This window comes from Deinococcus marmoris (assembly GCF_001949125.1).
In the GTDB taxonomy this organism is placed as follows: Bacteria; Deinococcota; Deinococci; order Deinococcales; family Deinococcaceae; genus Deinococcus; species Deinococcus marmoris_A.
The window spans coordinates 1-14067 of the sequence record NZ_MSTI01000080.1 but is presented as its reverse complement, the minus strand read 5'-3'; the positions used below and the strand labels follow the sequence as shown (position 1 = coordinate 14067).

The following is a 14067-nucleotide window of genomic DNA, read 5'->3' as shown; positions in this document are numbered from 1 at the left end:
TTCCAGCCCTCAATCGGCACTCAGGCCCACGCCCTCGCTTTCGGCCACCCTGTCCTCGGCGGGCCGGGCCTCGGTTTCGGGCAGATTGCGCTTGACCTCACGCAGGGCAGAATGGATGATGCCCAGCGCCACGCTCATGGTCAGCATGCTGGAAAAACCGAAGCTGACCAGCGGCAGCGGCACGCCCGTAACCGGAAAGACCCCGGCGGCGACGGCCAGATTTACCATCGCCTGACCCACGATCATGAACATCGCGCCCGTCGCCAGGATGCTGGCCCCGTGGATCTCGGCGGTCATGGGCCGGATGCGCGCGGCCAGTTGCGAGGTTTGCAGGGCCACCGAGACGATCAGCCAGTAGCAGAACAGCAGCGTGACCACACCCAGCAGCCCGGCGGTAAAGCCCACCGAGGCCACCACCATGTCGGTGTGGGCGGCAAAATACTCGTAGCGCCTGCCGTCCGGCCCCTGGCCCCACCAGCCGCCCCAGCTCAGGTCCCGGTGGGCCAGGCCGATCTGATCGAGGCCGATGGCCCGCTCCTCGTCACGGGCCTGATGGCCCTGCCAGCGGGCCAGAATGTAGGGGTGTTTCTCCAGATAGACCGAGAAGACGGGCAGCGCCATCAGGCCCAGCGCGAACAGAAAGCCGGTGATGTTGCTGATCCGCACCCCGGCGGCGTACATCAGAATGATGCCCAGCCCGAACATCAGGACGCTGCTGCCCAGGTCCGGCTCGGCAAAGATCAGGGCGGTGGTCAGCACGATCATGACCGTGGCGCTCAGGAGCTTGTTCTGCACCCCCCGCCGCGAGAAGAACGAGGCCAGCATCATGACCAGCCCCAGTTTGGCCAGTTCGGAGGGCTGAAACCGGAAGGGGCCGCCGAAATCCAGCCAGCGCTTGGTGGCCTCGCTTTCCTGGGTCCCCTTGCCGATGAACAGCACCAGCAGCAGCAGCACCAGGGTGAAGGCCCAGAACGGCGGCCCCAGTTTCAGGAAGGTTCTGGGCCGCAGCCGGGCCACCGCGAAGGTGATGCCCAGCGCCAGCGCCGCTTTCCAGCCATGTTCCACGACCAGGTCCGGGCGCGCGGCGGAGATGCCCAGCAGACCCAGCGCCATGAGCAGCACCTGCGCGATGATCAGTTGAACGCTCACGCGCGGGCCTCCGGGTCTGGCGCATCTGCGGCGTCCACGAGGGCCAGCGCCGCCCGCCGGAAACTGTCGCCCCGCTGGGCATAGTCCCGGAACTGATCGAAGCTGGTGCCGATGGGGGCCAGCAGGACCGTTCCCTCGCCTCCCAGCGCTTCCAGTCCGGCCAGCGCCGCCGCGCGCATGCTGCCGTCTCCATCCGCACCGGACACGGCCACGAAGGGCAGCCCCAACTCGTGGGCCAACTTCTCGCCGTCCTCACCGAAGGCGATCACTGTTTTCACGCGGCCCTGGGCGGCTTCGCGCAGCGGCCCCAGCTCCGCGCCCTTGTCACGCCCGCCCACCAGCCAGGCAATCGGCGGCCTCGCCCGCTCTAGCGCGGCCTGCACGGCGATGGTCCGGGTGGCAATACTGTCGTCGATAAAACGCACACCACCCACCTGCGCCACCGTCTCGAAGCGGCCCCGCTGTGGCCGGGCAGCGCGCAGGGCCGCCGCCAGCACCTCGGGCTGCACCGGGCGGCCCAGCCGGATCAGCATGGCCTCGGCAGCCAGCAGTGCGGCGGCGGCGTTGGCGGGGTGGATGGCGTCGGGCAGTTCGGCGGCGGGCAGGACTTCCTCGCCACTGCTCAGCACCAGCCGCGCCGGGGAGAAGGGCAGAACCGTGGCGCGCGTGCTGACCTCCAGCCCCTCCGGGACGATCAGCACGTCCTCTTCCTGTTGCCCCGCCGTGATGCTCAGTTTGGCGGCGTGGTAGGCGGCCACGGTGCGGTGGCGGTCCAGATGATCGACACCCAGATTGGTGATCACGGCCACGGGCAGGCGCAGGCCGGGTACCCGTTCCAGTTGAAAGCTGGACAGTTCGGCCACCGCAACCGCTGCCGTGTCCACCACGTCCAGCAGCGGCGGATCGATGTTGCCGCCCTCGCGCGCCCGTACCCCGCAGGCCCGCAGCAAAGAGGCGATCAGCACCGTGGTCCCCCCCTTGCCCGCCGTGCCGGTCACGCCCACGATGGGCAGCGCCGGGCGCAGACGGGCGGCCAGCACCACCTCCCCGATGACCTCCGCGCCGCGCCCACGCAGGCTTTCCAGGTCCGGGTGATCGATGGGCACGCCGGGAGCCGCCACGACGGTTGAGTAGGTACCGCCCACATCGCCGCGCCCGTAATGCAACTCGTCCATCAACGCCAGATCTTCCGCAGAGGGCCGGGCGTCGTGCCACTGCGCCCGCGTTCCCTCTGAGGACAGAAACCGGGCCACGCCGCGTCCACTGCGGCCCAGACCGTAAATCAGGAGACTTCCGTTGCCACCACTGCCTTCCCCCACATCCCGTTCCCCAGTCACGCCCTCAACATAGGGGAAAATCATGAATGTGGCTGGCAAATGCCTGGGGCCAACGCGCTGTGGCCCCGTATCAGATTCCGGTGCAGTGCAGACGATGCTGAACACTCCCGGCGGGCAGACATGAGTGGCAGACATGAGAAGGGGCGGATTCCGTATCTGAAACCCACCCCCGTCCTGCTCGCCCTACCCGCAGTCCGGCTTACTCGAAACTGGCGGTCTTGGCCGTGCCGGACACCATGAAGCCCACGTACTGGCCGCCCAGACCGTGGCCGGGGACGCCGCAGACCAGATTGTAGGTTCCGGCCTTGCCCACCTTGAACATCACCGTCTCGGCCTTGCTGCCCCCCGCTATGCCCCCGGCGAGTTTGGAGGTGTAAGCCTTGGCGAAGGCCGCGTCCTTTTCCGTGATGCTGGACAGCGGCGTCTTGCCCTTGGTCACGACGGCGCTGTGGGGCATCATCCCGACATTCTTGAAGACCATCTTGACGGTCCATCCGGCGGGGATGACAAAGCCCTTCTTGCCGTGATCGGCCCCGTTGAAGTTCAGGCCGCCGTTGTCGCCGCCCTCTCCGGCATTGACCGTGATCGTGGCGGTCTTGGTGGCCGCGTCGTTACTGACATAGCTTGCGGCGCTGGCCTGGCCCAGCATCAGCAGCCCGGCGACGAACAGAATCTTTTTCATGCCGCGAGTGTAGGACCGCCCTGCCCCGGCATAAGCCAACGCCTCACAATCGGCCTTCACCCTCTCTTGCGTGGATTAGAGGATTTCTTAGAGTGTGGGGCCGCGTTCAATCCCCTGTAGACGTAGCCTCCACCCGCACCCCTACCGCCGTTCCCTGTGGCAGACGGTAGGCGCGCAGCACGCGGTTTTGCAGGTCCGCGATCACGTAGGGCACCGGGTAGGTGGCCAGACGCAGATCGGTGGAACTGGGCCACGCCGGGCCGCGCGGGTGACTGTGGTACAGCGCCACCAGGGCCAGACCGCCCCCGCGCATGGCCTTGAGGGCACGCAGCAGATGCACCGGGTCTGCCAGATACTCGCGCTCCGGCTGCGCGGAGATGTTGGGCAGGGGGTACAGCGCCACGGCGCGGGCTTCCTCACCATCCAAATCCTCCGCCGTCCGGCCCGTGCCGCCCAACGCGCCCACGCATTCGCGCGGAAACTCGCGGGCGGCGTGCGCCCACAGCGCGTCAGCCAGCACGGCAGGCAGGATCAGGGACACGCTCCATTATGGAGCGCGGGCGCGGCGTGCCGCGCGGCACGGTTCCGGGACCCCATCAGGACAGACCGCCGTCCCTTTCCAACCTCAAACGCCGTACAGGACGACTCAATTTCCAAATGACCCGGCCCGCTTTGCGTTACACTGCCCGCTATGTCGAAGGCCCGCGCCAAAAGTTCTCCCCCGGTCAGCCGTTTCGACGGCGAGGCGCTGGGTCTGGTGCTGTTCGCGGTGGGCATCTTTCTGGCGGTGACGCTGCTGCTGCCGGGCGAGGACGGACTGGGAGCGGGCGGCACGGGCACCCCTGGCACTGGCGGCACGGCGGGGTTCATGGGTGGGGCACGTTCGCTGCTGCTGGACTGGCTGGGCTGGGGCGCGTACCTGCTGCCGATCATTCCCGTCGCCTACGGCGCATTGGTCTTCCTGGGACGTGACCTGAGAAACCTGAACCGCCGGGTGCTGGGCGGCGTGGTGGTGGTGGCCTCATTGCTGGCGCTGCACGAGGTCGTTCATCCGGGGGCGGCGGGACAGGGGGCCGTGGTGGTGATGCGTCCGCTGGTGGGAACCCTCAGCTACGCGGCGGCGCTGCTGCCCCTGATCACGCTGACACTGGGACTGGAGCTGATGCTTCGGCTGGCCCCACTGAGCATGCTCAAGTCTGTTTTCCGGCGGCTCAGCATGCTGCTGGGCGGTGCGTCTGCGGGGGTGCAGGGGGCCATCGAGGCGCGGCAGGACGGCATCGAGTCGGCCCGCGCACGCGGCGGCGTGCGCGCCGGGCTGATGGCCCACGGGCGCGAGCTGGACACCCTGCGCCGCCTGTACCCCGACGCGAACGAGATCAAGACCCAGCAGGCCGAACTCAAGGCCGCCCAGCGCGAGGTGCGCGGCCAGGACGAGGCGGGCCTCAAGGGTCTGGAGCGGGATCTGAAACACTGGCAGGAAAGCACCCGCATCTTTGTCGGCAACGGTGCCCGCGATCTGCGTGAACTGGTGGCCCGTGAAGCCCCCGACGCCGGGGCCGACGCCGAGGCCCGCGCCGCCGAGATTCGCCAGGGCCGCCATGAATTGAGCGTGGCGCTGCCCAGCACCCAGGCCTGCGACGCGCTGGAACGCCTGCGCCGCGCGATGGTCTCCGAGATCCAGCGCCTGTCCGGGCGTGCGGGCAAGCTGGAGCGTGAGCGCGTGGCCGCCGAGAAAGCCCTGGCCAAGCCCGACAGCGCCGCCCTGGCCCGCGAGTGGCCCGCCCACCGCGAACGGCAGGTGGCGTGGCAGGAGGTCAGCCGCGATTTCACCGCGTGGCGCACGCGGGCCGACGTGTATCCCGGCTGGCCCGATCTGGCCACCGCCTTTGACCGCGCGCCCACCGAGGTGGCAGGCGAACTGGCGGCGGCGCTGGCCGAGGACACCGACGGCACCCTGCGCGAACAGGGCCGCTGGAGACACCGGCTGGCCCAGGCCCAGGAGGACGCCCTGCGCCGCGCCGAGGCCATCACTGGAACGGCCACCCAGGAAGTCCTCGTGTCGGCCCAGGCTGTGCCGCCCACGCTGGACTTCGACTTCGTGAACGACGAGTTCTCGGAAGGGGAAAGCGCTGTCACTGGGCACACGGCAGCAACTCCACAGCCCACCACCATCACGGCCACGGCAGACCCAGCGGGCTGGGGAGCGCCGCCTCTGGCCTCACCGCACATTGTCTCAAACCCCTCCTCTGGCCCAGAAACTGGTGGCGTCGATCCCTTCTCCGACTGGGACGACGACGATCTGCCGTTTGGGCCTGCACCTATCAAGACGGGCCGGACGCTGGACGCCGTGCCCAGTGGTAAAGGCGAGCCTCTGCTGGGCAAAGGTGGCGTGCGTGCTGGTGCGCCGAAATCGGGCACGCCACCGTGGGAGAAAGACGCTGGCCCACCCCGGCAGGAAAGGCGGCCCACCAACCCTGTGGGCGCAATCGCGCTGGCCCTGCCCGACAGCAAACTCCTTGATCCCATTCCGGCGGCAGCACACAACACGGCGGCGCTGGAGGTCTCGGCGCGGCAGCGGGCCGGACTGATCGACGAGACGCTGCGGCACTTTGGTTTGCAGGCCAAAGTGGTGGACTACGCGCGCGGCCCCACCGTCACGCGCTACGAGATCGAACCCGCGCCCGGCGAGAAGATCAGCCGGATCGCCAGCCTGAGCAACGATCTGGCCCGCGCCCTGGCGGTGGGCGGCGTGCGCGTGGAGGCCCCCGTGCCCGGCAAGAGCGTGATCGGCCTGGAGGTTCCCAACGCCGAGCGCGAACCCGTGACCTTTCATCAGGCGGCCTCTTCTCCCGGTTTCCGCAACACCCGCGCCAGACTGCCGATCATTCTGGGAAAGAGCATTGACGGCGAACTGATGGTGGGAGACCTCGCCAAGATGCCGCACCTGCTGGTGGCGGGCAGCACGGGTTCGGGCAAATCGGTGTGCGTCAACACGCTGATCACCTCACTGCTGTTCAAGTACCTGCCGGGCGATCTGCGCTTTCTGATGATCGATCCCAAGATGGTAGAGCTGACCCCCTACGACGGCATTCCGCATCTGGTCCGCAGCGTGGTCACCAATCCGGTGGACGCGGCGGGGGTGTTGCTGGGCGCGGTGGCCCACATGGAGCGCCGCTACAAGATGATGAGCGCGGTGGGCGCGAAGAACTTGGAACAGTACAACGCCAAGATGCGCCAGACCGGCGAAACCGAACTGCCGCATCTGGTGATCATCATCGACGAACTGGCCGATTTGATGATCACCAGCCCAAAAGAAGTGGAAAGCGCGATTATGCGGCTGGCACAGATGGCCCGCGCCACCGGCATGCACCTGATCCTGGCGACGCAGCGCCCCAGCGTGGACATCCTGACCAGCCTGATTAAAGTGAACGTCCCGGCGCGCATCGCCTTTGCAGTCAGCAGCAGCCACGACTCGCGCACCATTCTGGACAGCATGGGCGCGGAACGCCTGACCGGGATGGGCGACATGCTGTTCTACCAGCCGGGTCAGGTCAAACCCGTGCGCCTCCAGGGGCCTTATATCTCTGAGGCCGAATCCGCCCGCATCAGCGACGAGCTGCGCCGGATGGTCTTCGAGGACGATTTCGTGGAGGCGTACGGCGCGGACTTCGACAGCGAGATCATGTCCAGTGGCCCCGGAGACCGCAGCGGCATGGATTTCAGCGATCCGCTGCTGCGTCAGGCCGCCCAGATCTGCATCGAGGAGGGCCAGGGCAGCGTTTCCAGGTTGCAGCGCCGCCTGAGTGTGGGCCACGCCCGCGCCGGGAAACTGATGGACCTGCTGGAAGCGATGGGCATCGTCAGCAAGCACCAGGGCAGCAAACCCCGCGACGTGCTGGCGACAGAAGCCGATCTGCCCGAATACTTTGGTTGAATACGTCGGCTGAGAGATCTAGTTGAGAGAAAGGCGGGCTACGGGCCGATGCCCTGGCTCCCCGGTCCGTCTCTGGAGGCCAGCGGCCTTGCACCCGGCTCAAATCTGGAGGCCAGGGCACACGCTCTCGCGTAACATGTTTAGACCTTGCGGCCCACCCTCTCCCCCTCGGACGGTTCCCCTGTCCAGCCCTCACATCCCAGACGCGCATACCCCAAACATCCACATCCCAGAGGCTGTCCATTTCTATGACCCAGACCACAGCTTTTTTCCATACCTTCGACCCCGCCGACGTGACGGTCCATCTGCGCCCGGCCACGCCCCGGCTGGTGGGCGTGGCCGAGAAGGAGGCGCTGCTGCGGCAGGGCGTGTCCTACGGCACGCTGCTGACCCCCGAAACGCGGCCCAGCGCCGTGCAGATGGCTGCCTACCACGACGCCCTGACGCGCAACGGCCCCCGCATGGCGGAACTGATCGCCAGTCTGACCGCGCATCTGCTGGCCCATGTGCCGCAGCCGGTGCTGGTCTCGCTGGCCCGCGCGGGAACGCCAGTGGGCGCGGCCATGACGCGTTTCGCGCGGCGGCGGGGGCAAAAGCTGCCCCACCACACCCTCAGCATCATCCGGGGCAGCGGGATTGACCGGGAGGCGTTGCGGCGCGTACAGGGAGCGCATCCGGGGGGCACACTGGTCTTCGTGGACGGCTGGACGGGCAAGGGCAGCATCTGGGGAACGCTGGTGGACAGTCTGCCTGGGGATGTGCCGCCGCTGCTGGCCGTGCTGAGCGATCCAGCGGGCGTGGCGAGTTTTGCCGCCACCCACGACGATCTGCTGTTGCCCCACGCCGCCCTGAACGCCACCATCAGCGGGTTGCTGAGCCGGACCTTCGTGGACGCCGAATCGCAGATTGAGCAGAAGTTGCACGGCGTCCGCACCGAGGATCATCTGCGCCCCGACGATGTGACGGGCGAGTATCTGGCGGCTCTGGACGCCTTCGACACCGGGATTGACCTCCCCCTGAGTCCCGGCCCCCGCCCCGTGCGCCCCTACGACGCGGTGCTGGCGCTGGCGGCTGGGCTGGGCGTGCATGACCCGCATCTGGTCAAGCCAGGGGTGGGCGAGGCCACCCGCGTCTTCCTGCGCCGCCAGCCTGCCGGGTTGCTGCTGCGCGACGCCCGACATCCCGACACCCACCACCTGAGCGAACTGGCGCGGGCGGCGGGCATTCCCATGACGGTCCACCCGGAGTTGCCGTATCTGGCGGCGGCACTGATCAGGCCACGCGCCGGGGAAGACACATGACCACCTCGCTCTCGCCAGCGCCGCTGCTGAATCCCTGGCGGCTGATACGGACTCCGATTGAATCGTTTGCAAAAACGATGAAATCCGAGCGGATGCGAGAAGGAGAAGGACGGGTTCCGGGCATAGAGTTGACGAACGGGAGCTTTCCCGGTTTGTTGACGAAACAGACGGAACCCGTATGAATCCCTGGCAACTGGGGGCCAGCCTGTACACCCCGGCCACCCGGCCCGATCTGCTGGCGCTGGGGTCCGGGCGTTACTCATCCCTGACCAGCCTGATCTACTGCACCGAGGACGCCGTGCTGGAGGCCGATCTGCCCCTGGCGCTGGCAAATCTGGCACGCACGCTCCCCTTGCTGCCCCCACCCGGAACCGGGCCACTGCGCCTGATCCGCGCCCGCAATCCTCACATTCTGGCGCACCTGTTGACACTGGACCTGCGCGGCATCAGCGGCTTCGTGCTGCCCAAGATTCACGCAGGGAATCTGGCGGACTATCTGCGGGCGCTGGACCACTCGGCGTGGCCGCAGATGCCCGTGCTGCTGACGCTGGAAACCCCGGAAGCCCTCAGCGAGGCGCAGATGACCCGGCTGCGCGACCTGATCCTGGACGGCGGCCACGGCCCGCGCGTGGCCGCCCTGCGGATCGGCGGCAATGACCTGATGCACGCGCTGGGGGTGCGCCGCAAACCGGGGCGCACGCTGTATGAGGGACCGCTGGAACGCGTGATCAGCATGCTCATCGGCGTGTTCAAGCCGCACGGTTTCGCGCTGTCCAGCCCGGTCTACGAGGTCTTCGGTGACCTGCCCACGCTGGCCCGCGAACTGGAACAGGACCTGGATTATGGGCTGTGCGGCAAGACCATCATCCATCCGGCGCAACTTCACACCGTCCTGGACGCCTACCGCGTGTCGGAATCCGATCTGCTGGAAGCGCGGGCGATCCTCGCGCCAGACGCGCCCGCCGTCTTCCAGATGAACGGGCGCATGTGCGAACCGGCCACGCACACGCGCTGGGCCTCGGACATCCTGAGCCGCGCCAGGCTCTACGGCGTGCTGGAAACGCAGCGGCACGAGGCCCTGCACTTCTGATCAGGGACTGCACAGCACCACCCGTTCTCCCACCGCTACGCCGACAGTCCGCCGCTTTCATGAGAACAATTTCAAGGAGTCTAAACCCCAGTCCTGATAGTTTCAGGGGGTAAGGTCCGCAGTTGTCTGACCTCACGTTCTCGTCTTTCAAGCAGTTTTCGACAGGCAGTCAGGAGGAACACGGTATGGGTTTTCTCGACAAGCTCAAAGCGATGGGCGCGCAGGCCAGCAAGGAAGCGCAGGACGGCTGGAGCCGTTTTAACAACGGCGCATTTGCCGACGCGACAATGGCGGCGTGCGCGCTGATCGGCGCGGCAGACGGCAAGATCGACCAGACCGAGCGCAGCCGCACCGCGCAGTTCATCACCACCAGCGACAAGCTCAAGGCGTTCAATGTCTCGGATATGCGTGACAAGTATGACCGCTACTGCGACAAGATCACCGCCGATTTCGATTTCGGCAAGATCGAGTTGATGCAGGCCATCGGTAAGGTGGCGGGCAAGCCCGATCAGGCCCGCGCCGTGGTGCAACTGGCGGTGGTCATCGCCAACTCTGACGGCGAATTTGACGAGAAGGAAATGGGCGTGGTGCGCGAAATTGCCCAGGCCCTGAAGCTGGACCCGTCCGAATTTAACGTCTGAACCTTCAAGCCATCCCCTTCGTCAATTCGCGATTCATTCCCTATTAGGAGGCACCAACATGGCAGTATCACTGAAAAAAGGCGGCAACGTTTCCCTGAGCAAAGAGGCCCCCGGCCTGACGGCCATCACCGTGGGTCTGGGCTGGGACCCCCGCGCCACCGACGGCAAGGAATTTGACCTGGACGCGAGCGCCTTTACCCTCAAGGCCGACGGCAAGGTCCGCGCCGACGGCGATTTTATCTTCTACAACAACAAGGTGTCCTCTGACGGCAGCGTGGTCCACAACGGCGACAACCGCACCGGCGAGGGCGAGGGCGACGACGAGACCATCGACATCGACCTGAGCAAAGTGCCCGCCGACATCGACAAGGTGGCGATTACCGTGACCATCGACGAGGCCGACACCCGTGGCCAGAGCTTCGGCCAGGTAGGCGGCGCGTTTATCCGCGTGATGAACAAGGACGGCGGCGCAGAAATTGCCCGTTACGACCTGAGCGAGGATTACAGCACTGAGACCGCCGTGATCTTTGGCGAGATCTACCGCAACGGCGCAGACTGGAAGTTCCGCGCGGTGGGTCAGGGCTTCGCGGGCGGTCTGGCCCCAATGGCCCGCAACTTCGGCGTCAACGTCTGAGACTGAGCCACCTCTAGAGCAGTTCACAGCACAGACGTTGGGGAGGTTGGGAACGCGGTTTCCGGCCTCCCTTCTTCTCAACCCCCCGCACAAAGGAGAACATGCAGACCTTCACGAGCGGGCAGAAAGCCCAACTGAGTACCCTGACTCCGCAAACCAACCTGACTTTAACGGTGCAGGTGACTGGCCCCGCCTCCGAGTACGATCTGATTCTGTTCGGGCTGGACGCGGCGGGCAAGCTGAGCGATGACCGTTACATGATCTTTTTTAACCAGCCGCGCAGCCCGGAAGGCGCGGTGGAGATGAAAAGCGGGGCGCGCAATGAGAAGGTCTTTCAGGTGGACCTGTCGCGCCTGCCCACGAGCGTTCGCCGCCTGAGTCTGGCGTCCACGGTGGACAGCGGCGCATTCAACGCCATCGATCACGCCGAGGTCACGCTGAGCAGTTCCGGCACCCCGCTGATGAATTACCGCGTGACCGGGCGCGATTTTCAGCAGCAGAAGGCGATCATGCTGCTGGACCTGTATTTCAAGGACGTGTGGCGTGTGGGCGCGGTGGGCCAGGGCTTTAACGGCGGTCTGGACGCACTGGTCAAGCACTTTGGCGGCACGGTGGCCGACACGCCTGCCGCCCGCCCTCCTGCGCCCCCGCCCACCCCGGCTGCCGCGCCGCGCCCGGCCACGCCTACGCCTGCCGCAGCGCCCACGCCGCCCGCTCCCACCATCAACCTGGGCAAGATCACGCTGGACAAGCAGGGCCAGAGCGCCAAGATTTCTCTGCGGAAAGACGGCCAGAAAGACCCCATCAGTGTGAATCTGAACTGGGACAAGGGCGGCGGCTTCCTGCGCGCCAGTGCGGACCTGGACCTGGGCTGCATGTTCGTGATGCAGGACGGGCAGAAGGGCGTGATTCAGGCGCTGGGCAACAGCTTTGGCAGTGACCGCTTCGAGCCGTTCATCCTGCTGGACAAGGATGACCGCAGCGGCGCGTCCAGCGACGGCGAGAATCTGGTGATCTCGCGCCCGGACCTGATTCATACGGTGGTGATCTTCGCCTTCATCTATCAGGGAACTTCCGACTTCACCAAGGTCAATGCCCGCCTGACCATGAAAGACCCGCGCGGCAACGAGATCATGGTGCAACTGAGCAACCCCGATATGCGCCGGACCTTTTGCGCCATCGCCAGCATTGAGAACGTGGGCGGCGAGGTCAAGATCACCAAGGAAGAACGCTATTTCAAGGACCATCAGGAGGCCGATCAGCACTTCGGCTTCGGCTTCCGCTGGTCGGCGGGCAGCAAGTAGATGGGCGTTCTCCAGGCCGGGCAGCGTGTGCCACTCAGCACTCTGGGCGTGGGTCAGCGCCTAAGCGTGGACATCCACTGCACGCTGGACGGCGCCGACCTGACGGCCTTCGGCTTGCAGGACGGCAAGCTGACCGATGACCGTTACATGGTCTTCTTTAACCAGCCGCGCAGCCCGGAAGGGGCGCTGGAACTGGTCAAGCAGGGGGTAGACACGAGCTTTAGCGTGGACCTCGCCGCGCTCCCTGCCACCATCAGCGAAATCTATTTCACCGCCACGCACGACAGCCAGCCGATTGCCGGGGCGGGGGCGCTGTCCGTCAAAGTTGGGGAGGCGACATTTGATGTCAAACCCCATCTGAAGGCGGAGAAAGCCGTGATGCTGATTCGCCTTTATCGTCACGCGGACGGCTGGCGGCTGGCGACGGTGGCGCAGGGCTTTAACGGCGGTCTGGACGCGCTGGTGCGGCACTTTGGCGGGGAGGTGGAGGAAGCTGAAACATTCACGCCAACACCTTCCCCGACTGTCAATCTGCACAAGGAGCGCCAGCGGGTGCTGCTGGCAAAGGCCGAGCGCGAGCAGCCGCAACTGGTCAACCTGATTAAGACCGCCAGCGTCAGCCTGGAAAAACGCGGGCTGGCCGACGCCCGTTACCGCGTGAAACTGGTGCTGGACATCAGCGGCAGCATGCAGAACGAGTACCGCAGCGGCGCAGTGCAGGCGCTGGCCGAACGCGCCCTAGCCCTGGCCGCCCGCCTGGACGACGACGGCGAGGTGGAGGTTTACCTGTTCGGGATCAAGGCCCACCGCAGCGGCACGCTGTCGCTGGACAACGTGGCCGGGTTCGTGGACCGCCTGAAGGTCAAGCTGGAGGGCGGCACCCACTACAGCCCGGTCATGAAAATGGTCCGCGAGGACGCCGAGAAAGAGGGGCGTGACCTGCCGTGTCTGGTGCTGTTCATCACCGATGGTGGCACCAGCAACCCCGCCGTGGTGGTCCGCCAGATGACCGACGCCGCCCACGAACCAATTTTCTGGAAGTTCATGGGCATTGAAGAGGGGCGCGTCAACTTTGACTTTCTGGAAAAGTTGGACGACTTGCCGGGCCGCGTGGTGGACAACGCCGACTTCTTCCGCGTGCCCGCACCCATCAAAATTGCCGACGCCGAACTGTTTGATCTGCTGCTCAATGAGCTGGACGGCTGGCAGCGGGACGCCAAAGCCGCAGGAATCCTGCGCGTCTAACCGTCCAACGGTCAAACCGTCTAACCGCAAAACTAAAAGACAGACGCCCACGTTTTTGGCCCTCAGACTCTTAGACCCTTAGACAATCCCCAACTCCCATTCCCCCTCACACAAGGAGCAAACCCAATGCCTATTTCCCTCAAGAAAGGACAGCAGATCAGCCTCACCAAGGAAGCCCCCGGCCTCAGCAGCGTTCGCATGGGCCTGGGCTGGGACGCCATCAAGAAAAAGGGCTTCTTCGGCTTCGGCGGCGGCTCGGTGGATGTTGATCTGGATGCCAACGCCCTGATGTTTGACGCGCAGGGCCAACTGGTGGACGCCGTGTGGTTCCGCCAGCTTCAGAGCAAGGACGGCGCGATCCAGCACAGCGGCGACAACCGCACGGGCGCGGGCGACGGCGACGACGAGAGCATCACCGTGAACCTGTCGCGTTTGCCTGCCAACGTCACGACTTTGATTTTCAGCGTCAACAACTACAGCGGCCAGGACTTCGGCCAGATTGAGAACGCCTACTGCCGTCTGGTCAACACCCAGGGCGAGGCCGAGATTGCGCGCTATGACCTGTCGGCGGGCGGGCAGCACAGCGCCATGATCCTGGCGAGCCTCAAGCGCCAGGGCAACGACTGGACCATGACCGCCATTGGCGCAACGTCCAAGGGGCGGACGTATCAGGACAACCTGCCGGACATCAAGGCTTACCTGTAGCTGAGGTTTGAGGATGGAGGTTTGAGAGTTGCTGCTTGCGGTTTA

12 protein-coding genes are annotated in these 14067 nt (G+C 65.9%); 8 read left to right on the top strand and 4 right to left on the bottom strand.

The genetic code is table 11. From position 1 onward, the window contains the following. Window positions 1-9: 9 nt before the first annotated feature. The 4 genes from BOO71_RS12765 to BOO71_RS12750 form a co-directional block, all read right to left on the bottom strand. Window positions 10-1149: an FtsW/RodA/SpoVE family cell cycle protein gene (locus BOO71_RS12765; RefSeq protein ID WP_075832946.1), complete on the bottom strand. Its 1140-nt coding sequence runs from the start codon at window positions 1147-1149 to the stop codon at window positions 10-12. After that, window positions 1146-2486, bottom strand: coding sequence for a UDP-N-acetylmuramoyl-L-alanine--D-glutamate ligase (gene murD, locus BOO71_RS12760; RefSeq protein WP_254843145.1), 1341 nt, complete (start codon window positions 2484-2486; stop codon window positions 1146-1148). Before murD ends, BOO71_RS12765 begins: the two co-directional genes overlap by 4 nt. Window positions 2487-2685: 199 nt before the next feature. Beyond that, window positions 2686-3168, bottom strand: a complete 483-nt coding sequence (locus BOO71_RS12755; RefSeq protein ID WP_075832944.1) for a sulfocyanin-like copper-binding protein — start codon at window positions 3166-3168, stop codon at window positions 2686-2688. Between the two features lie 106 nt (window positions 3169-3274). Next, window positions 3275-3709, bottom strand: a complete 435-nt coding sequence (locus BOO71_RS12750) for a Mov34/MPN/PAD-1 family protein (RefSeq protein ID WP_075832942.1) — start codon at window positions 3707-3709, stop codon at window positions 3275-3277. A 150-nt stretch (window positions 3710-3859) separates the two neighbouring features. Here BOO71_RS12750 and BOO71_RS12745 point away from each other — a divergent pair, with 150 nt between their 5' ends. From BOO71_RS12745 to BOO71_RS12710, 8 genes are all read left to right on the top strand, one after another. Beyond that, a complete protein-coding gene (locus BOO71_RS12745; protein WP_075832940.1) occupies window positions 3860-7102 on the top strand; it encodes an FtsK/SpoIIIE family DNA translocase in 3243 nt (1080 codons plus the stop codon). A gap of 248 nt (window positions 7103-7350) precedes the next feature. Further along, window positions 7351-8403: a cysteine protease StiP domain-containing protein gene (locus BOO71_RS12740; protein WP_075832938.1), complete on the top strand. Its 1053-nt coding sequence runs from the start codon at window positions 7351-7353 to the stop codon at window positions 8401-8403. Window positions 8404-8581: 178 nt separating this feature from the next. Further along, window positions 8582-9493 carry an HpcH/HpaI aldolase/citrate lyase family protein gene (locus BOO71_RS12735; RefSeq protein ID WP_075832936.1) on the top strand — a complete coding sequence of 304 codons (912 nt, stop codon included), beginning with the start codon at window positions 8582-8584 and terminating at the stop codon, window positions 9491-9493. A gap of 185 nt (window positions 9494-9678) precedes the next feature. Continuing rightward, window positions 9679-10134, top strand: a complete 456-nt coding sequence (locus tag BOO71_RS12730; protein ID WP_075832934.1) for a tellurite resistance TerB family protein — start codon at window positions 9679-9681, stop codon at window positions 10132-10134. A 58-nt stretch (window positions 10135-10192) separates the two neighbouring features. Then, entirely contained in the window at window positions 10193-10768 is a 576-nt protein-coding gene (locus BOO71_RS12725; RefSeq protein ID WP_075832933.1) for a TerD family protein, read from the top strand. A gap of 101 nt (window positions 10769-10869) precedes the next feature. Further along, window positions 10870-12072, top strand: a complete 1203-nt coding sequence (locus tag BOO71_RS12720) for a TerD family protein (RefSeq protein ID WP_075832931.1) — start codon at window positions 10870-10872, stop codon at window positions 12070-12072. Continuing rightward, a complete protein-coding gene (locus tag BOO71_RS12715) occupies window positions 12073-13317 on the top strand; it encodes a VWA domain-containing protein (protein ID WP_075832929.1) in 1245 nt (414 codons plus the stop codon). Window positions 13318-13443: 126 nt separating this feature from the next. Further along, the gene (locus BOO71_RS12710) at window positions 13444-14022 is read left to right on the top strand and encodes a TerD family protein (RefSeq protein WP_075832927.1); all 579 of its coding nucleotides are present in this window, start codon (window positions 13444-13446) and stop codon (window positions 14020-14022) included. Window positions 14023-14067 lie beyond the last annotated feature (45 nt).

Excerpts from the sequence above, each read along its gene's own strand:
- BOO71_RS12710 (WP_075832927.1), top strand. The coding sequence starts at position 13,444 with ATGCCTATTTCCCTCAAGAAAGGACAGCAGATCAGCCTCACCAAGGAA.
- BOO71_RS12740 (WP_075832938.1), top strand. The coding sequence starts at position 7,351 with ATGACCCAGACCACAGCTTTTTTCCATACCTTCGACCCCGCCGACGTG.
- BOO71_RS12735 (WP_075832936.1), top strand. The coding sequence starts at position 8,582 with ATGAATCCCTGGCAACTGGGGGCCAGCCTGTACACCCCGGCCACCCGG.
- BOO71_RS12720 (WP_075832931.1), top strand. The coding sequence starts at position 10,870 with ATGCAGACCTTCACGAGCGGGCAGAAAGCCCAACTGAGTACCCTGACT.
- BOO71_RS12715 (WP_075832929.1), top strand. The coding sequence starts at position 12,073 with ATGGGCGTTCTCCAGGCCGGGCAGCGTGTGCCACTCAGCACTCTGGGC.
- BOO71_RS12755 (WP_075832944.1), bottom strand. The coding sequence starts at position 3,168 with ATGAAAAAGATTCTGTTCGTCGCCGGGCTGCTGATGCTGGGCCAGGCC.
- BOO71_RS12745 (WP_075832940.1), top strand. The coding sequence starts at position 3,860 with ATGTCGAAGGCCCGCGCCAAAAGTTCTCCCCCGGTCAGCCGTTTCGAC.
- BOO71_RS12730 (WP_075832934.1), top strand. The coding sequence starts at position 9,679 with ATGGGTTTTCTCGACAAGCTCAAAGCGATGGGCGCGCAGGCCAGCAAG.
- BOO71_RS12725 (WP_075832933.1), top strand. The coding sequence starts at position 10,193 with ATGGCAGTATCACTGAAAAAAGGCGGCAACGTTTCCCTGAGCAAAGAG.